This is a genomic window from Klebsiella sp. 7-CIP_Kleb., from assembly GCF_050378655.1.
In the GTDB taxonomy this organism is placed as follows: domain Bacteria; phylum Pseudomonadota; class Gammaproteobacteria; order Enterobacterales; family Enterobacteriaceae; genus Klebsiella; species Klebsiella quasipneumoniae.
Map to the genome: position 1 here is coordinate 155065 of NZ_JBNRLJ010000003.1, position 16715 is coordinate 171779.

16 protein-coding genes are annotated in these 16715 nt (G+C 62.1%); 3 read left to right on the forward strand and 13 right to left on the reverse strand.

The window, feature by feature from the left end; genetic code table 11:
* Positions 1 to 206: 206 nt before the first annotated feature.
* The 4 genes from ACQUTI_RS14210 to ACQUTI_RS14225 form a co-directional block, all read right to left on the reverse strand.
* On the reverse strand, positions 207 to 1220 hold the full coding sequence (locus ACQUTI_RS14210; protein ID WP_017899641.1) for a HoxN/HupN/NixA family nickel/cobalt transporter: 1014 nt from the start codon (positions 1218 to 1220) through the stop codon (positions 207 to 209).
* The gene (gene hypF / locus ACQUTI_RS14215) at positions 1217 to 3451 is read right to left on the reverse strand and encodes a carbamoyltransferase HypF (protein WP_114508398.1); all 2235 of its coding nucleotides are present in this window, start codon (positions 3449 to 3451) and stop codon (positions 1217 to 1219) included. Before hypF ends, ACQUTI_RS14210 begins: the two co-directional genes overlap by 4 nt.
* 8 nt (positions 3452 to 3459) lie before the next feature.
* On the reverse strand, positions 3460 to 3987 hold the full coding sequence (hydN, locus tag ACQUTI_RS14220) for an electron transport protein HydN (RefSeq protein WP_004205658.1): 528 nt from the start codon (positions 3985 to 3987) through the stop codon (positions 3460 to 3462).
* A 135-nt stretch (positions 3988 to 4122) separates the two neighbouring features.
* Positions 4123 to 5136, reverse strand: a complete 1014-nt coding sequence (locus ACQUTI_RS14225; protein WP_004205657.1) for a LacI family DNA-binding transcriptional regulator — start codon at positions 5134 to 5136, stop codon at positions 4123 to 4125.
* Positions 5137 to 5384: 248 nt separating this feature from the next.
* Here ACQUTI_RS14225 and ascF point away from each other — a divergent pair, with 248 nt between their 5' ends.
* The 3 genes from ascF (at position 5385) to ACQUTI_RS14240 (ending at position 8760) form a co-directional block, all read left to right on the forward strand.
* On the forward strand, positions 5385 to 6827 hold the full coding sequence (gene ascF / locus ACQUTI_RS14230; protein WP_428923291.1) for a PTS cellobiose/arbutin/salicin transporter subunit IIBC: 1443 nt from the start codon (positions 5385 to 5387) through the stop codon (positions 6825 to 6827).
* Positions 6828 to 6853: 26 nt separating this feature from the next.
* Complete coding sequence (locus tag ACQUTI_RS14235; RefSeq protein ID WP_023318986.1) at positions 6854 to 8278, forward strand: 6-phospho-beta-glucosidase; 1425 nt, start codon at positions 6854 to 6856, stop codon at positions 8276 to 8278.
* 188 nt (positions 8279 to 8466) lie between these two features.
* The gene (locus ACQUTI_RS14240; RefSeq protein ID WP_064178262.1) at positions 8467 to 8760 is read left to right on the forward strand and encodes a SymE family type I addiction module toxin; all 294 of its coding nucleotides are present in this window, start codon (positions 8467 to 8469) and stop codon (positions 8758 to 8760) included.
* Positions 8761 to 8771: 11 nt separating this feature from the next.
* Here ACQUTI_RS14240 and hycI read toward each other — a convergent pair whose 3' ends face one another.
* From hycI to hycA, 9 genes are all read right to left on the reverse strand, one after another.
* The gene (hycI, locus tag ACQUTI_RS14245) at positions 8772 to 9242 is read right to left on the reverse strand and encodes a hydrogenase maturation peptidase HycI (RefSeq protein ID WP_114508399.1); all 471 of its coding nucleotides are present in this window, start codon (positions 9240 to 9242) and stop codon (positions 8772 to 8774) included.
* Positions 9235 to 9645 carry a formate hydrogenlyase maturation HycH family protein gene (locus ACQUTI_RS14250; RefSeq protein WP_004205651.1) on the reverse strand — a complete coding sequence of 137 codons (411 nt, stop codon included), beginning with the start codon at positions 9643 to 9645 and terminating at the stop codon, positions 9235 to 9237. The genes hycI and ACQUTI_RS14250 overlap by 8 nt, the downstream gene beginning before the upstream one ends.
* Complete coding sequence (locus ACQUTI_RS14255) at positions 9642 to 10409, reverse strand: NADH-quinone oxidoreductase subunit B family protein (protein ID WP_002914891.1); 768 nt, start codon at positions 10407 to 10409, stop codon at positions 9642 to 9644. Before ACQUTI_RS14255 ends, ACQUTI_RS14250 begins: the two co-directional genes overlap by 4 nt.
* The gene (locus ACQUTI_RS14260) at positions 10409 to 10951 is read right to left on the reverse strand and encodes a formate hydrogenlyase complex iron-sulfur subunit (RefSeq protein WP_048325491.1); all 543 of its coding nucleotides are present in this window, start codon (positions 10949 to 10951) and stop codon (positions 10409 to 10411) included. The genes ACQUTI_RS14255 and ACQUTI_RS14260 overlap by 1 nt, the downstream gene beginning before the upstream one ends.
* A gap of 9 nt (positions 10952 to 10960) precedes the next feature.
* Positions 10961 to 12670 carry a formate hydrogenlyase subunit HycE gene (hycE, locus tag ACQUTI_RS14265; protein WP_004205649.1) on the reverse strand — a complete coding sequence of 570 codons (1710 nt, stop codon included), beginning with the start codon at positions 12668 to 12670 and terminating at the stop codon, positions 10961 to 10963.
* 17 nt (positions 12671 to 12687) lie between these two features.
* Entirely contained in the window at positions 12688 to 13611 is a 924-nt protein-coding gene (locus ACQUTI_RS14270) for a respiratory chain complex I subunit 1 family protein (protein WP_004205648.1), read from the reverse strand.
* Between the two features lie 2 nt (positions 13612 to 13613).
* Positions 13614 to 15440 (reverse strand): formate hydrogenlyase subunit 3, encoded by a 1827-nt coding sequence (gene hycC, locus ACQUTI_RS14275; protein WP_004205647.1) that lies wholly within the window; start codon positions 15438 to 15440, stop codon positions 13614 to 13616.
* The gene (locus ACQUTI_RS14280; protein ID WP_004205646.1) at positions 15437 to 16045 is read right to left on the reverse strand and encodes a 4Fe-4S dicluster domain-containing protein; all 609 of its coding nucleotides are present in this window, start codon (positions 16043 to 16045) and stop codon (positions 15437 to 15439) included. Before ACQUTI_RS14280 ends, hycC begins: the two co-directional genes overlap by 4 nt.
* Positions 16046 to 16127: 82 nt before the next feature.
* The gene (gene hycA / locus ACQUTI_RS14285) at positions 16128 to 16577 is read right to left on the reverse strand and encodes a formate hydrogenlyase regulator HycA (RefSeq protein ID WP_004205645.1); all 450 of its coding nucleotides are present in this window, start codon (positions 16575 to 16577) and stop codon (positions 16128 to 16130) included.
* Positions 16578 to 16715 lie beyond the last annotated feature (138 nt).

Consider the following 16715-nt stretch of genomic DNA (forward strand, 5'->3'; position numbering starts at 1 on the left):
GAGGTGAATCACAGATGCTGCGGGTCGTTAAAACGAAGAGAAATGAAGATTTGATAAAAATAATAATTTTTCAATGAGTTAAATAAGTGAGCTGATTAGCGTAGAGCGATGGTTCGTGACGACCGGTGGGAACCTGCGCAGAGAAGCGCCGCCAGAGAGTGATGATCGCCCGGCTTAGCGCAGCGCAAGCCGGGAAAATGCTGAACCTAACGCGCCAGATTATCGTAGCCGCGCCAGCGATAATTGAGCACCGACAGCGCCCAACAGGCGACAAACAGCCCGACCACCACAAACCCGGCGTCGCCGAGGTTGTCGTTTAACGCCCCTACCCAGCGCCATATTCCGCCGCTGAGCGCAAACTTATCCATCAGCAGACCCAGCGCTTCCAGGCCGCCGATAAACAGCGCCACCACCACCGAAGTGCCGGTGATGGTCATGTTGTAGTAAAGCTTGCGCTGCGGCTTGCTGAACGCCCAGCCGTAGGCGCCGACCATCAGCACGTTATCGAGGGTGTCCACCAGCGCCATGCCGCTGGCGAACAGCGCCGGGAAGACCATAATCGACCAGACGGAAATCCCGCTCGACGCGCCGGCGGCGGAGATGCCCAGCACGCCGATTTCGGTGGCGGTATCAAACCCGAGGCCGAACAGGAAACCGACCAGGTACATCTGCCAGCTACGGCTGACCAGACGAAAGGTTTTGCCAAACAGCCAGCTCATCACCCCGCCGCCGCTGACGATCTCGTCGCTCAACGGCTCACCCCGCTTCCACGCCCGAAAGCTACGCCAGACGCTGCGCAATATCACCAGGTTGATAAAGGCCATCGCCAGCAGAAACAGCGCCGACACAGCGGTGCCGATGACGCTACCGGTGTCGTGCAGCCAGTTCATCTGCGCGCTGAAGGCCGTGGCGGTAGCGGCAATCGCTGCCGAGGCCAGCACCACAATCGACGAGTGGCCCAGCGAGAACCAGGCCCCGACGGCGAAGGGCCGCCGCCCCTGCTGCATCATCTTGCGGGTGACGTTATCAATCGCCGCGATATGATCGGCGTCCACTGCGTGGCGTAAGCCGTAGCCCCAGGCCAGCAGGCTGGCGGCCATTAGCGCGCCGCTGTCGCCAAAGGCCTGCAGCGCCCAGCACCAGGCCAGTAAGTTCGCCGCGATCAACCCCAACACCAGGCCCGCGGCGCGCGGCTGCTGGCGTAAAACTGTCATTATCATTGTTGTGTTCCTTGAGCCTGAACGCGAGCGGCGGCGATCACCGCCTGACCATAGGCGATTGCGCCGTCGCCGGCCGGCAACTGCTGCGCAAACAGCAGAGTAAAATCCGCCAGATAAAAGGTCAATCGCGCCGCCAGCAGACGGTTATGCAGCACCCCACCGCTGCAGACAATCGTGTCGATGCCGCGGGCAGTCGCACAGTCGCGGGCCATCGCCGCCAGTCCGCAGGCCAGGGCGTCATGAAATGCCCAGGCTTTTTGCGCCGGGCTCGCCTGCCAGCGCAGCCACTGCCGCCAGAAGGTGGCCAGGTCCAGCGCATTTCCGCGCCACGGCAGCGTGACCGGATGGCTGACGCCGGGGCAGCTGGCGGCCAGCGCCTCCAGCCGACAGGCCGCCTCCCCCTCATAGCTCAGGCTCTCCGGGGCGCAGTCCAGCGCGCAGGCGACGGCATCAAACAGCCGTCCGCAGGACGAGGCGCGCGGCGCGTTAATACCGCGGTCGATGGCCTGCGCCAGCAGCGGCCAGTTACGCTGGCGCAGCGTACCGGTCTGCGGGTAATCCTGCCAGTCAGGGACAAAAGCCAGGCACTGAGCCAGCAGATTACGCCACGGCTGACGCGCCGCCAGGTCGCCGCCCGGCAGGGCGACAGCCGGCAGCCCGCCGAGATGTTCGCACTGGCGATAGTTAACCCGCAGGCACTCCCCTCCCCATAGCGCGCCGTTCTCCCCCATGCCGATTCCGTCGAGGATCAGGGCGATAACGTCTCCGCCGTCGAGCGGCCAGCGGTGCTCTGCCAGGCACGCCGCGGCGTGAGCATGGTGATGCAGCACGGTCTCCACCGGCAGCGGCAGAGCCGCTCCCCACTGCGTCGATCGATAGCCAGGATGGGCGTCAACCACCACCCGCTGCGGCGCAAAGGCGAAGATGTTCTGCATCAGCTGCAGCGCGCTGCGCCACTGCTGCTCGACGCCCTCCTCGCCAAGATCGCCGAAGTGCTGGCTGAGAACCGCTTCGCCCCCGCGCGCCAGGCAGAAGGTGTTTTTCATGTCCGCGCCCAGCGCCAGCAGCGGCGGCACCTTGTCCAGACCCGGCGGCAGCGGCAGCGCATCCGGGACATAGCCCCGGGCGCGGCGCAGCATTTCTCCGCTCGAGCGCACCAGAGAATCATCCAGCCGCTGCACGATGTCGCGGTTATGGAGCAAAAAGCCGTCGGCGATGTCGGCTAAGTCGTTGAGTGCTTCAGTATTACTTAACGCCGGCGGGCGGCCGCTAAGGTTGCCGGAGGTCATCACGATAGGGCGCGCCAGCGCCTGCAGAAGCAAATGCTGCAGCGGATTAGACGGCAGCATCACCCCAACTTCCGCAAGCCCTGGCGCAATCTCGTCGCACAGGCCGGAGACCTGCGCTTTGCTAATCAGTACGATGGGCGCCGCCGGGGAGTCCATCAGCGCCACGGCGTCGGCAGGTAACCCCGCCGCAGAGGGCAGCATCACCGCCAGCGGTTTCGCCGGACGGTGTTTCCTCGCCCGCAGCGTGGCAACAGCAGCGGGGTTGCCGGCGTCGCAGGCCAGATGAAAGCCGCCGACGCCTTTTATCGCCACGATGTCGCCCGCCGCCAGCCGGGCGATAGCCGCCTGCAGCGCCGCCTCGCCGCGCCGCACTTCACCCTGGGCCCGCCACTCCAGCCGCGGCCCGCAGTCGGGGCAGGCCACCGGCTGGGCGTGAAAGCGGCGATCGGCGGGATCGCGGTATTCCGCCTCGCAGGGCGGACAGAGCGGAAACGGCGCCATCGCGGTAAAAGGCCGGTCGTAAGGCATGGCACGAATGATGGTCAACCGCGGCCCGCAGTGGGTGCAGTTGATAAAGGGGTAGCGATAGCGGCGCGCCCGGGGATCATTCATCTCCGCGAGGCACGCCGGGCAGGTCGCGGCATCGGGCACGATCTGGGTGCGCATCCGCCCCGCCCCGCTCTCGCGGATGGTGAAGCCCTGCGGCGGAGCCGCCCAGCAATAAGGGGCGCAGTCGGCGCTGTCGACTCGCGCCAGCGGCGGGCAGTGGGCAGCGAGGGCGGCAGTAAAACCGTCATCGCCTCCGGCCAGCCGCACCAGAACGCCCTCGCCGTCGTTACAGACATCGCCGCAGCGAGCCTGCCTCTGAGCCAGCTGCCAGACAAAGGGGCGGAACCCCACCCCCTGCACCTTACCGCGAATGCGGATTTGCACCCCGTTCATGCCAAAGGTTACCAGGCCAGCGCCGTGCGGCGACGTTTCTCTTGGTTCATCTGCTCCAGCTTGTTGCGGTCTACGCAGACCAGGGCGTGCGTCGGGCAGACCTCCATGCAGGCCGGGCCGCTGTCGCGGTGGAAGCAGAGATCGCACTTGTTGGCTTCGGCTTTTTCCGCCACGACGTTCAGTCCGGCGCCGCTATGGCGGATCACCGGCCGCACCACTACCTCCATCGCCCCGTACGGGCAGGCGACGACACAGGTTTTGCAGCCGATGCAGCGCTCCTGCATCACGTGAACAAAGCCTTTATCGCGACTGATAGCGCCGTTCGGGCAGACGTTGGCGCAGGGGGCGTCCTCACACTGACGGCAGGCGGTAGCCGTGGAGACATTGACCCCTTTTATCACATGAATACGCGGCTGAAAGGTGTGCGGCGTCAGGGAGGCGCAGTCCTGATGTTCCTGATGGGACACCACGCAGGCCACTTCGCAAGTGCGACAGCCGATGCATTTGCTCGCATCGGCGATAATGAAACGGTTCATCCATTTCTCCAGCAGTAAGAGGGTTAGGCGCCGGAGTATGCATAATACGTTCCAATTCTTATATTATTGATAATAAATAGATTTTAATCGGTGATGCGCTGTCATCGTCAGTAGTGACGATGACAGCTGACGACGTCAGGCGCAGGGACCCGCCACCAGCGACTCACGCTCGATCAGCGCCCCTGGGAAGCTCTGCTGAACATTGAATTCCCCGCCATCGAGCATAAATATCAGGCGATTAATGCTCTCTTTAATCATCTCCGTCACCGGCACCCGGACGCTGGCGAGCGACGGCACCATGTACGGCGCCAGCACAATATCGTCAAACCCCACCACCGAGACCTGCTCCGGCACCTTAATGCCCAGCTGGTGAAGCTGCTTCATCGCCCCGATGGCCATATCGTCATTGCTTGCCACCAGCGCGCTGTAGGTCACCCCGCGCTGACGCAGGCTCTCCACTGCCGCCGCGCCGGTTTCCGGCGTCCAGCGCCCTTCGGCGATGAGCGCCTCGTTCAGGGTAATGCCGTGGCCAGCCAGCGCGTCTTTGTAGCCGGCAAGACGCTCAACGCCGGTGGGCGAGTCAAGGGAGCCGGTAATAAAAGCGATATCGCGGTGGCCCAGGGCAATCAGCCGCTCCACCACCCGCATCGCCGACGCTTTTTGATCGGACCAGACGCAGTGGCTGGCGTGGCGGCGCAGGCGGCGGTTAAGCACCATGATCGGCTGCGAGTGGTTCTCAACGATCTCATCCATCTCGTCGACAGTGAGAAAACGCGGGTAGATGATGATCGCATCGCAGCGCAGATCCAGCAGGTACTGGATCGCCTCCCGCTCCTCTTGCGCGCTGTGCTTGCCATCCGCGAGGATCAGCTGCCGCCCCTGGTCCTCGGTCATCCGCGCCACCTGATACAGCAGCTCGCTGAAATAGACGCCGTGGTACAGGGTATTGGTCACCACCAGGCCGAGGGTTTGCGTGGTTTTGGTCGCCAGGTTGCGCGCCAGCAGATTCGGTCGGTAGCCGCTCTCCGCCACCGCCTTAAACACCCGGTCTTTGGTCTCCTGGCTGACATAGCCGTTGCCCGACAGCACCCGCGACACGGTCGCCTTCGATACCCCCGCGCGCTTAGCGACCTCCAGCATCGTTGCCATGTGATTCTTCCTGTTGCAAAAGTTGCAGGCAGTGTACTGCACGTTTCCCGCTTTTACAGCACTCCCCTGCTCACCGCGACGATTAGCGATCAAAATCACAAAACTGAGATCATATTTTTTTATTTCTTGTGCAATCAAATGAAACTCACCATGATTTTGTGGAACCGGTTTCCTATAAAGCATGGTATCGCCCGGCGATGCGGCGCGGTAACAGATCAGTACCCTATTGATAAACAGGATAAAATCCGATGTCGAAAAATTATGCAGCCCTGGCGCAACAGATAGTCGCGGCATTAGGCGGAGTCGATAACGTCGTCGCCGTGACCCACTGCATGACTCGTCTGCGCTTCGTGGTCAAAGACAACGAACAGGTCGATAGCCCTACACTGAAAGGCCTGACCGGGGTGCTCGGCGTCGTGCGCAGCGATAACCAGTGCCAGGTGATCATCGGCAACACGGTCTCACAGGCCTATCGCGAGGTGGTGAATCTGCTGCCCGGCGACCTGCGCCCGGTCGAGCCGCAGGGCAAAGCGCCGGTCACCCTGAAACGCATCGGCGCCGGGATCCTTGACGCGCTGATCGGCACCATGTCGCCGCTGATCCCGGCGATTATCGGCGGATCGATGGTCAAGTTGCTGGCGATGATCCTTGAGATGAGCGGCGCGTTGCCGAAAGGCTCGCCGACGCTGACCCTCCTGACGCTTATCGGCGACGGCGCATTTTTCTTCCTGCCGCTGATGGTGGCCGCCTCCGCGGCGGTGAAATTCAAAACCAATATGTCGCTTGCCATCGCTATCGCCGGGGTGCTGGTGCATCCCGGGTTTATCGAATTAATGGCCAAAGCCGCTCAGGGCGAACACGTTGAATTTGCCTTTATCCCGGTGACCGCGGTGAAATACACCTACACGGTGATCCCGGCGCTGGTGATGACCTGGTGCCTGTCGTATATCGAACGCTGGGTGGATCGCATTACCCCGGCGGTGACGAAAAACTTCCTTAAGCCAATGCTGATCGTGCTGATCGCCGCCCCGCTGGCGATCCTGCTGATTGGCCCGCTCGGCATCTGGATCGGCAGCGCCATTTCCGCGCTGGTCTATACGATCCACAGCTATCTCGGCTGGCTGTCGGTGGCGATCATGGGCGGGCTGTGGCCGCTGCTGGTGATGACCGGCATGCACCGGGTCTTTACGCCGACCATCATTCAGACCATCGCCGAAACCGGCAAAGAGGGCATGGTAATGCCGTCGGAGATCGGCGCTAACCTGTCGCTCGGCGGCTCTTCGCTGGCGGTGGCGTGGAAAACCAATAACCCGGAACTGCGCCAGACGGCGCTGGCCGCCGCGGCATCGGCGATTCTGGCCGGGATTTCCGAACCGGCGCTGTACGGCGTGGCGGTGCGCCTGAAACGCCCGCTGATCGCCAGCTTGATCAGCGGCTTTATCTGCGGCGCGGTGGCGGGTATCGCCGGACTGGCCAGCCACTCGATGGCGGCGCCGGGGCTGTTCACCAGCGTGCAGTTTTTCGATCCAGCCAATCCAATGACCATCGTCTGGGTGTTTGGCGTGATGGCGCTGTCGGTAGTGCTGTCGTTTGCCCTGACGCTGATCCTCGGCTTTGAAGATATTCCCGTTGAACAGGCCGCCGCCGACGCCCGAGCGCGCCAGGCCCAGGCCCAGGCAACCCACGCCTGAACACATCATTGATAACGAGGTAACGCATGGCGAGTTTCCCACAGGGATTTTTATGGGGCGGCGCACTGGCCGCCAACCAGTCTGAAGGCGCATGGCGCGAAGGGGGGAAAGGGATGGCCACCGTGGATACCCTCCCCCACGGCGCCCACCGTCTGCCGGTAAAATTAGGCCTGGAGAAGCGCTTCACGCTTCGCGAAGACGAATTCTACCCCAGCCACGAGGCGATCGATTTCTACCACCGCTACAAGGAAGATATCGCCCTGATGGCGGAGATGGGGTTCAGCGTCTTTCGCACCTCCATCGCCTGGAGCCGCCTGTTCCCGCGCGGCGACGAGCAGCAGCCGAATCCGCAGGGCATCGCCTTCTATCGCTCGCTGTTCGAAGAGTGCAAAAAGCACGGTATCGAGCCGCTGGTCACGCTGTGCCATTTTGACGTGCCGATGCACCTGGTAATGGAGTACGGCTCCTGGCGCAACCGCAAAATGGTCGATTTCTTCAGCCACTACGCCCGCACCTGCTTTGAAGCTTTTGACGGTCTGGTGAAATACTGGCTCACCTTCAATGAAATCAACATCATGCTGCACAGCCCCTACTCCGGCGCCGGTCTGGTGTTTGAAGAGGGAGAAAACCAGGAGCAGGTGAAGTATCAGGCCGCGCATCACGAGCTGGTGGCCAGCGCGCTGGCGACAAAAATCGCCCACGAGATAAACCCGCAAAATCAGGTCGGCTGCATGCTGGCGGGCGGTAATTTCTACCCTTACTCCTGCAAGCCGGAAGATGTCTGGATGGCGCTGGAGAAGGACCGCGAAAATCTGTTCTTTATTGACGTCCAGGCGCGCGGCGCCTACCCGGTGTGGGCCGCGCGGGTGTTCCGGGAAAAGGGGGTCACCATTGCGAAGCAGCCGGGCGATGACGAGATCCTCAAAAACACCGTCGATTTCGTCTCCTTTAGCTACTACGCCTCACGCTGCGCCTCGGCGGAGATGAACGCCAGCAACACCAATGCCGCCAATATCGTCAAGTCGCTGAAGAACCCGCACATTCCGGCCAGCGAATGGGGCTGGGGCATCGACCCGCTGGGTCTGCGCATCACCATGAACATGATGTACGACCGCTATCAGAAGCCGCTGTTCCTGGTGGAAAACGGGCTCGGCGCCCGGGACGAGATCGACGCCAGGGGCGAGATCAATGACGATTATCGTATCAGCTACCTGCGCGAGCACATCAAGGCGATGCGCGACGCCATCGGCGACGGTATTCCGGTGCTGGGTTACACCAGCTGGGGCTGTATCGATCTGGTCTCGGCGTCAACCGGCGAGATGAGCAAACGCTACGGCTTTGTCTATGTCGATCGCGACGACGCCGGCAACGGCACGCTGGCGCGCAAGCGTAAAAAGTCGTTCTTCTGGTACCAGAAGGTAATAGCCAGCAACGGCGCCGACCTCGACTAAGCGCGTCTCCGGCGCTCGCCCGTCTCCCTGCGCTGGCCGGGGGCCGGGGGACGGGCGTCTGCTTTCTGTTGCATCCATTACATGTTTTTTTCTCGAGCCTGATTCCAGTTTCTGGTTTGCCTCCCGTTCACAACAACTGGTATTTTATCCAGTATATTTTCAGGGGTATCTTCAGCAAGGAGCAAATCATGAACGCACAGCATCCCCCCGCAGCCAGAGGGATCGTCAGGGCCATTCGCCAGTTAACCGTGGGTTATGTCAGAAAACGCCATGAGAACCGCAAAACGCGGGAGACGCGGCGCTACACCCGCCACGCGGCCCTGAGCCTGAACGGCGACTGGCTGGAGCAGGCGGGATTTCCGGTCGGCACGCAGGTCAGAGTCTCGGTGTCGCCCGGTAAATTAGTGATAGAGAATCTTGAGCTGGCGCCGCCGGTAACGGGGCTCCCGGCAGGCCAGTCGTGCGCCGTCGGGGAGCCCTGATCGCCGCAGGGTTAATCGTCTGCGGCCTCCAGCCGGGCAAAGCCGCCGTGGTCCTGCCAGCCTGCCAGCTGCTGGTATACCCGGGCAACGGCCTCTTTCACCGGCTGGGTCATCGGATAATAAAAACCGACGATATCCGGCTGAATGCCGAGGAAGATCACCTCGCCGACGTCCTCTTTCAGCTGATCGACCAGATAGTTGAGCGGCATGTTATGGGTGGTCATCATAAACATCTCGGCGATGTCGTCGGGGTCGATGACGCGAATGTCGCCGGGGTTAAGGCCCATGTCGGTGGCATCAACAATCAGCAGGCGTTCGGGGCGTAATTCACGGATCGCCACGATGTCGTTTTCCGGCGCGCTGCCGCCGTCGATGACCACCCACTGGCCGGCCGGGTTCGCCGCGCACATCTCCGCCAGCAGCGGGCCGGCGCCGTCGTCGCCCATCATACTGTTGCCAACACAGAGTAAAACGTTAGTCACGTAATCTCCTCACCATCAGATAGATGGCGCTCTCCTGGTGAATATCATGCAGCATGCTGAGCATCGCTTTGCTCCACGCCTGCTGCTGCGGGGTCTGCGTGGACTGCGCTTTATCAAAGGCGTTGGCCAGCATTGCCACGTGGCTGCTGTCGATGACGATCTCGCCATACTTCGGCACGCCCTCCATTTTGCGCCGCGCGGCGCTGCCGGCCTCAAGGGTGGCGATCCACGCCAGATACGCCTCCCACGGGCAGCTCAGCGCCGCCTCAAGACAGTCGATAACGCCGAGGTGGTGGCCAATCGCCAGGCTGTAATAGACCACCTGCTGCGCCTGATCCGGCGTGGCGTCGTTCTCATCAATAAATTTACGGCTCAGCTGACTGAACACCACCGTCTCGCTCATCGGATACGCGCCCCCTCGACCACCTGGTTGAGATGGGTGACGATCTCGGTCAGACGCGGATCTTTTTCCGCCTCCAGCCAGCGCAGCACCTGGCTGTCGCCCTGGCCGAGCAGACGCATATAGTCGTCAGCAATCTGCCGGCCATAGCGATAGCCCGCCAGACGCCGCGCTTCGCGATCGATACGCACCCGCAGGGGTTGTACCATATCGGCGTGCAGCAGCTCGGTCGGCTGTTCGTCAAGCTCGCCCGGCAGGCGGGCGTGAATTTTCTGCTCCAGCAGGCCGAGGGCCATGGCGAAGCCGTACAGGGTGGCGGCGGGCGTCGGCGGGCAGCCCGGAATATAGACATCGACCGGTACGATTTTATCGGTACCGCCCCAGACGCAGTACAGGTCGTGGAAGATGCCGCCGCTGTTGCCGCAGGCGCCGTAGGAGATACAGATCTTCGGATCCGGCGCCGACTGCCAGGCGCGCAGCGCCGGGGAGCGCATCGCGCGGGTCACCGCCCCGGTAAACAACAGGATATCGGCATGGCGCGGCGAAGGCACAACCTTAATCCCGAAGCGTTCAGCGTCGAACAGCGGCGAAAGGGTGGCGAAGATTTCGATTTCGCAACCGTTACAACCACCGCAGTCGACGCGGTAGACGTAGGCCGAACGTTTAATTTTCTTCAGCAGCGAGGCCTTCATGCTGGCGATGGATTCATCCACCGTCATTGGCACCGGAATGCCGTTTTCATCGCGCGGGCCAAGTAAAGTGCTCATCAGCTGGCCTCCCTTATGTGGCGGGTCAGTTCAATACGATCGGACGGCACCAGACATTTCTGGCGCTTGCATTCTGGGCAGGTTTCGAAACTTTCGCGGTGCAGCTCGGCGCGGGTATCGCCGTTATGCTTGAGCAGCGCGATGGCGTAGTCGATCTCCTTTTGCACCGCGAACGGCCGCTGGCACTCCCGGCAGTGGCAGATAGCGAAGCGCGACTGCTGAAGGAAATCCTCTTTCTTCCACACCGCCAGCTCATACTCCGGCGACAGCTTAATCGCCGCCGTCGGGCAGACCTCTTCGCAGCGGCCGCAGAAGATGCAGCGCCCGAGGTTGAACTGCCACGCCAGCTGGTTAGTGGCCAGATCGGTCTCGACCATCAGGGCGTTCGATGGGCAGGCATTCACGCAGGCCGCGCAGCCGATACACTGCTGCGGGTTATGCTCCGGCTTGCCGCGGAAGTTTTTATCTACCGGCATCGGCTCCAGCGGGTAGGCGTGCGTCGCGGTGCCGGTCTTAATGACTTTTTTAATAAAGGTAAACATGGCGATTCCTTATTTCAGCGGCGAGTTTTTACGCTCGATGCTATAGCGCTCCAGCTCTTTGTACGGCACCACTTTGCTCTTCTTCTTGCGTACATCGACCACGGTCATGCGGTCGGTACAGGAGTAGCACGGGTCGAGGCTGCCGATGATCAGCGGCGCATCGGAAACGGTGTTGCCGCGCAGCATGTAGCGGAGGGTCGGCCAGTTGGCGTAGGTCGCCGCCCGGCAGCGCCAGCGGTACAGTTTTTGGTTGTCGCCGGTCATGCTCCAGTGGATATCGTCGCCGCGCGGCGCCTCGGAGAAGCCCAGCGCGAAGCGGTGCGGGATATAGGTGAACCCTTCCACCATCAGCGGACCGCCGGGCAGGTTATCGAGACCGTAATCAATCATGTTCAGCGCGGTATAAACCTCGTTGATCCGCACCTTGAGGCGGGATATCACGTCGCAGCCCTGCTCGCTGTGAACCTCCATCGGCAGCAGGCCGTAACCGACGAACGGATGGTCGGCGCGGGTATCACGGGCGTGGCCGCTGGCGCGCACCATCGGGCCAACGTTACTGAAGTCGCGGGCGATTTCCGGGTCCAGCCGGCCAATGCCGACGGTGCGCTGCTCCATGTTCGGGGTGCTGAGCAGCATATCCACCAGCTCCTGCACATCGCGACGCATCTGCTGCGCCAGCTGACGGGTCTGGATCATGTCCTCTTTCAGCAGGTCGCGGCGGATCCCGCCGATCAGGTTCAGACCGTAGGTTTTACGCGCGCCGGTGAGGATCTCCGCCATCTTCATCGAGGTTTCGCGCACGCGGAAGAACTGCATAAAGCCTGAGTCGAAGCCGGTGAAGTGGCAGGCCAGACCAAGGTTCAGGAGGTGCGAATGCAGGCGTTCCACCTCCAGCAGAATGGCGCGGATCATCTGCGCCCGCTCCGGCACCACGATGCCCATCGCATTCTCCACCGAGGTGGTATAAGCGGTACTGTGGGCGAAGCCGCAGATGCCGCACACGCGGTCAGACAGGAAAGTCACTTCGTTATAACCCATGCGGGTTTCCGCCAGTTTCTCCATGCCGCGGTGGACATAGAACAGACGGTAATCGGCATCGATAATGTTCTCACCGTCAACGAACAGGCGGAAATGGCCGGGCTCATCGGAAGTGACGTGCAGCGGACCGATCGGCACCACGTTGTTTTTCTTGCTGCCGAGCTCGTTGATGAACTCGTAGGTTTCGGCGTCGGTGGTCGGCGCCGGACGCTGGCGGTAGTCCATGCTGTCTTTACGCAGCGGATAGAGTTCGTCCGGCCAGTCGTCCGGCAGCACCAGCCGGCGTTCGTCCGGCAGGCCGACCGGCACCAGGCCGTACATGTCGCGTACTTCGCGCTCGCCCCACACCGCCGCCGGCACGCGCGGCGTCACCGACGGGTATTCCGGTTTGTTGGCGTCCACTTCCACGCGCACGGTGATCCAGCATTTGGTGCCCTGCTCCATCGACAGTACGTAATAGACCGCGTAGTGGCCGTTCAGCTTACGTTCATCGTTGCCGAACAGCACCGACAGCCAGCCGCCCTGCTGGTAGTAGAGAAACTCCACCACTTCCGGCAGGTAATTGACCTTCACGGTGATGGTTAACTGGTCTTTGGTCTGCCAGGCTTCGTCCAGCACCACGCCCGGAAAGGCCTGGTGCAGCGCCGCAAGATAGTGTTGACCGATTTTTTCTTCAGACATGCTCAAACTCTCTTAAATCACGCCACCAGCAAGGAGACGAAGGCTAAAAAGGCAAAACCAAACCCGGCCCAGGTGACGCGGGAGGTGGCACAAAAACGCAGACGCGCCATGCTGTTCTCGAACAGCGCGATGATCAGCACGCCCACCACCAGCTTGACGACGGCCACCACCAGCGCCAGCAGCAGGCCGCCGACGCTGAAGCTGGTCATCTGGCCCCACGGGAAAAAGACCCCGACAAACATCTGCAGCACCACCAGCTGTTTGAGACTGATGCCCCACTTCAGGATGCCAAAGCCGCTACCGCTGTACTCGGAAAGCGGCCCCTCCTGCAGCTCCTGCTCCGCTTCCGCCAGATCGAACGGCAGTTTGCCCATCTCGATAAAGGTGGCGAAGGCGCAGGCGCACAGCGCCAGAATCAAGGGAATGCTGCGCGCTGCCGGCCAGTGATAAAGGGTATCGGTAATGGTGCTGATGTGCGTCGAGCCGGCGACCTGCGCGGCGACCCACAGGCCCAGCAGGAGGATCGGCTCCACCAGCACGCCGAGCATCGCTTCGCGGCTGCTGCCCAGCGCGGTAAATGGGCTGCCGGTGTCCAGACCGGAAATCGCGAAGAAGAAACGGGCGATGGCGAACAGGTAGATCAAGGTGATGAGATCCCCAAGCACCGGCAGCGGAGAGTCCACCGTCACCACCGGCAAGGCGGTGGCGATGGTCAGCATCACGCCCACCATGACGTACGGCGTCAGGCGGAACACCCAGCCCGAGGCGTCGGGACCAACGCTCTGGCGGCCCAGCAGTTTCAGGATATCCCGATACTCCTGCAGCACGCCCGGACCGCGGCGGTTATGCAGCCGCGCGCGGGCGACGCGAACGATCCCGGATAACAGCGGCGCGACGGCAAACAGCGCCAGCGCCTGTAGCAATGCAATTAACAAACTCATTCTCAGGCTCCTCGCGAAATGACAATCACCACCAGCACCGCCAGCTCAACCAGCGCCATTCCGCGCAGCAGCGCTGGCGCCGAGGCCGATTGCCAGCCCGGCACCAGACGCACCGGATTCAGCCAGTGACGCAGCTTCAGCAGCGGCGCAAAGGCCTCTTTCACCGGCATGGCGAAACCGTGGGCAGTGACCACCATCGACTGTTCGTGATCGTAGCCGCAGACCCAGGCCGCGCCGCGCGAGCGCGCCGCCAGGCGATCGCCTTTAAAGAAGATCATCAACAAGAACGGCAGCAGCGGGCAGGCGATAAGCAGCAGCGCGATCATCGGCTGCGACACCACGCTCGACACCTGGGCCTGCAGCGGGAAGGCACCGCTCACCAGCGGCAGCAGCCACGGCGCGGCGATGCCGCCAACGAGGCAGAAGACCGCCGCCATGACCACGCTCAGGGTCATCAGCCAGGGGGCGCAGGTGGCGTTTTCCGCCTCTTTGCTCCGCGGCGCGCCGAGGAAGGTGACGCCATAGACTTTGGCCATACACATCACCGCCAGCGCGCCGGTGATCGCCAGGCCGACCGCCAGCAGCGGCCCCAGAAGACGGCCAATAAACAGGTCGCTGGTGCTCATTTTGAAGAAGGACTGGTAGATAACCCACTCGCCGGCGAAGCCGTTCAGCGGTGGCAGGGCCGCCATCGCCATCAGCCCCACCAGCATGGCGAGGGAGATCAGCGGCATTTTTTTACCGATGCCGCCCAGCTTCTCGATATCGCGATGGCCGGTGCGGAACCACACCGCCCCGGCGCCGAGGAACAGCGTAGTTTTGAACAGGCTGTGGTTAATCAGGTGATACATGCCACCGATGAAACCCAGCACCATCAGCGTGCTGTTGCGGGTGGCCACGCCGGTGACGAAGGCGCCCAGCCCCAGCAGGATAATGCCGATGTTCTCCAGGGTGTGATAGGCCAGCAGGCGCTGAATGTTATGTTCCATCAACGCATACAGCCCGCCGATAAAGGCGGTGATCATCCCCAGCACCAGCAGCATCACGCCCCACCACAGCGGCGGCACGCCGCCGGCCAGCGAAACGGTTAACATGCCGTACAGACCGACCTTCATGACCACAGTGGAAAACAGCGCGGCGGCCGGCGCGCTGGCCCCGGCGTGCGCCTGCGGCGCCCAGCCGTGCAGCGGGATAGCCCCCGCCAGCAGGGCGAACCCCGCCAGCCCCGGCAGCCACAGCAGCGGACTCTGCATCATATCCACCGCCTGAAGATTGATCTGCGCCAGCTCGAGGGTGCCGTAGGTCGACCACACCAGCCAGCAGGTCCAGGCCATCAGCAACGTGCCGAGACGACCCAGGGCAAACCACAGCTTGCCGGAGGCGGCGCAGCCCGTGAGAAACGCCGCGCAGAGCGCCATGATCTCCGCCATCACCACCAGCGAGCCGATATTGGTCACCACCACCGCACAGGTGGCGGCGGCCAGCAGCAGGTTGACCAGCAGGCCGTTGGCCTTCACCTGCGGGTGGCGATGCCAGCTAATGTTAAACAGCGACACCGGCAGCGCCGACAGGCCAATGGCCAGCAGCCACAGGGCGTTCACGCCGCCCACCCGCATCGTCAGATGGAGAAACTGCAGCATGCCGCCGTGGATCCGATCCGGCATCAACAGCGCGGCCCCGCCGGCAACCACCAGCATGGCGCTGGCCACCGCGCCGCCGATCCCGGCAATGGCGCCGCTGAGCGGTTTACGCATGGCAAACACAAAGGCCAGCACGGCGCTGGCGGCGTACCATGTCACCGCCTGATTGACTAATCCAATTACACTCATTCCCTCTCCCCCTGTTGCGCCTGGAACAGCGACAAGTCGCCAAGGTCGGTATTAAAGGTCAGCTGGCGTTTACGCTTGCTGGCCAGGGCGATATCACGGCTATCCACCAGCATCAGCGCTTTGGTCGGACAGGTCCGCACGCAGGCCGGACCCTGGTCATCGAAGTGGCAGAGGTCGCATTTCACGGCAATGGCGCGCACCCCAGGCACCCAGTCGAGCAGCGAGCTGACGCGGGCCGGCGCCGGCGGCGCGGGGGGCGCCAGTCGGGTATTGGCATTGGCCGGAATATCCAGCGGACGGCTGCCGGAAAATTCGATCGCGCCAAACGGGCAGGCGATGCCGCACAGTTTGCAGCTTACGCACAGGCTCTCGTTGAGCTGGACAGCGCCATCGACGCGCTGGATGGCGTTAACCGGACAGACAGCGGCGCAGGGGGCGTCTTCGCAGTGGTGGCACATCTGCGGTGCCGATTCTTTTTCATTACGCATCACCTGCAGCCGCGGCATCGCCTGCAGGCCATGTTGGCGATGCGTCTCAGAGCAGGCGGCTTCGCAGGTGCGGCAGCCGATACAGACAGTGGAGTCAGCAATTACAAAACGGTTCACCGGGTCATCCTCGGGTGAAAGTCACTTTTGACGAAATCAGGTTGCGCAGGTGTCATTTTCGACACATGTCGACACCTTGCGATCAGTGGGTCAGAGCCAGATGGCTTAAGTCCACCGGTTGGTCTTGCTCCATGGCGTCGTACAGACGGTCATAGACGGTGGCGATAATCGCCAGATAGTGCTCCAGCACCTGGTCGCGGGAGCGGTTGCTGATCCGCCCGTCCACCGTGCCATCCGCGGCGAGCGTGGCCTGAGCAATCAGATACTTATCACCGCCGCCTTTGTTTTCGACGTAGTATTCGATGGTGTGGCTGTTGAAGCCTTCCGCCAGGGCGACGAACACCTGAAAATGGCCGAACAGCACGAAGCACAGCTCTTTGTCCGGCGCGCAGCTCATCGCGTGATGCAGGCGGGCTTTCGACAGGGTGATCCCCTGAACCAGCGAGTTACAGTAGATATGCCACTGCTCCTGCTGCTGCCGGTGACGGTCGGCGATGTAATCCGCCTTTTCACTTATTTCCCAAATAGTCATATCGGTTTCTCCGTAGCATGAGATGCACCGTTTAAGCATTTTCCGTGCCACATTTTATTTATTTGATTTAATTATGTTTTTATATTTATCTCCTGCCGACGCGACATGTCGATGACAGCCCCGGCGCGTCGTCATCGA

Excerpts from the sequence above, each read along its gene's own strand:
- ACQUTI_RS14260 (WP_048325491.1), bottom strand. The coding sequence starts at position 10,951 with ATGTTTACCTTTATTAAAAAAGTCATTAAGACCGGCACCGCGACGCAC.
- ACQUTI_RS14210 (WP_017899641.1), bottom strand. The coding sequence starts at position 1,220 with ATGATAATGACAGTTTTACGCCAGCAGCCGCGCGCCGCGGGCCTGGTG.
- ACQUTI_RS14255 (WP_002914891.1), bottom strand. The coding sequence starts at position 10,409 with ATGAGCACTTTACTTGGCCCGCGCGATGAAAACGGCATTCCGGTGCCA.
- ACQUTI_RS14225 (WP_004205657.1), bottom strand. The coding sequence starts at position 5,136 with ATGGCAACGATGCTGGAGGTCGCTAAGCGCGCGGGGGTATCGAAGGCG.
- hycA (WP_004205645.1), bottom strand. The coding sequence starts at position 16,577 with ATGACTATTTGGGAAATAAGTGAAAAGGCGGATTACATCGCCGACCGT.
- ACQUTI_RS14250 (WP_004205651.1), bottom strand. The coding sequence starts at position 9,645 with ATGAGCGAGACGGTGGTGTTCAGTCAGCTGAGCCGTAAATTTATTGAT.
- hydN (WP_004205658.1), bottom strand. The coding sequence starts at position 3,987 with ATGAACCGTTTCATTATCGCCGATGCGAGCAAATGCATCGGCTGTCGC.
- ACQUTI_RS14240 (WP_064178262.1), top strand. The coding sequence starts at position 8,467 with ATGAACGCACAGCATCCCCCCGCAGCCAGAGGGATCGTCAGGGCCATT.
- hycC (WP_004205647.1), bottom strand. The coding sequence starts at position 15,440 with ATGAGTGTAATTGGATTAGTCAATCAGGCGGTGACATGGTACGCCGCC.
- ACQUTI_RS14270 (WP_004205648.1), bottom strand. The coding sequence starts at position 13,611 with ATGAGTTTGTTAATTGCATTGCTACAGGCGCTGGCGCTGTTTGCCGTC.
- hypF (WP_114508398.1), bottom strand. The coding sequence starts at position 3,451 with ATGAACGGGGTGCAAATCCGCATTCGCGGTAAGGTGCAGGGGGTGGGG.
- ascF (WP_428923291.1), top strand. The coding sequence starts at position 5,385 with ATGTCGAAAAATTATGCAGCCCTGGCGCAACAGATAGTCGCGGCATTA.
- ACQUTI_RS14235 (WP_023318986.1), top strand. The coding sequence starts at position 6,854 with ATGGCGAGTTTCCCACAGGGATTTTTATGGGGCGGCGCACTGGCCGCC.
- hycE (WP_004205649.1), bottom strand. The coding sequence starts at position 12,670 with ATGTCTGAAGAAAAAATCGGTCAACACTATCTTGCGGCGCTGCACCAG.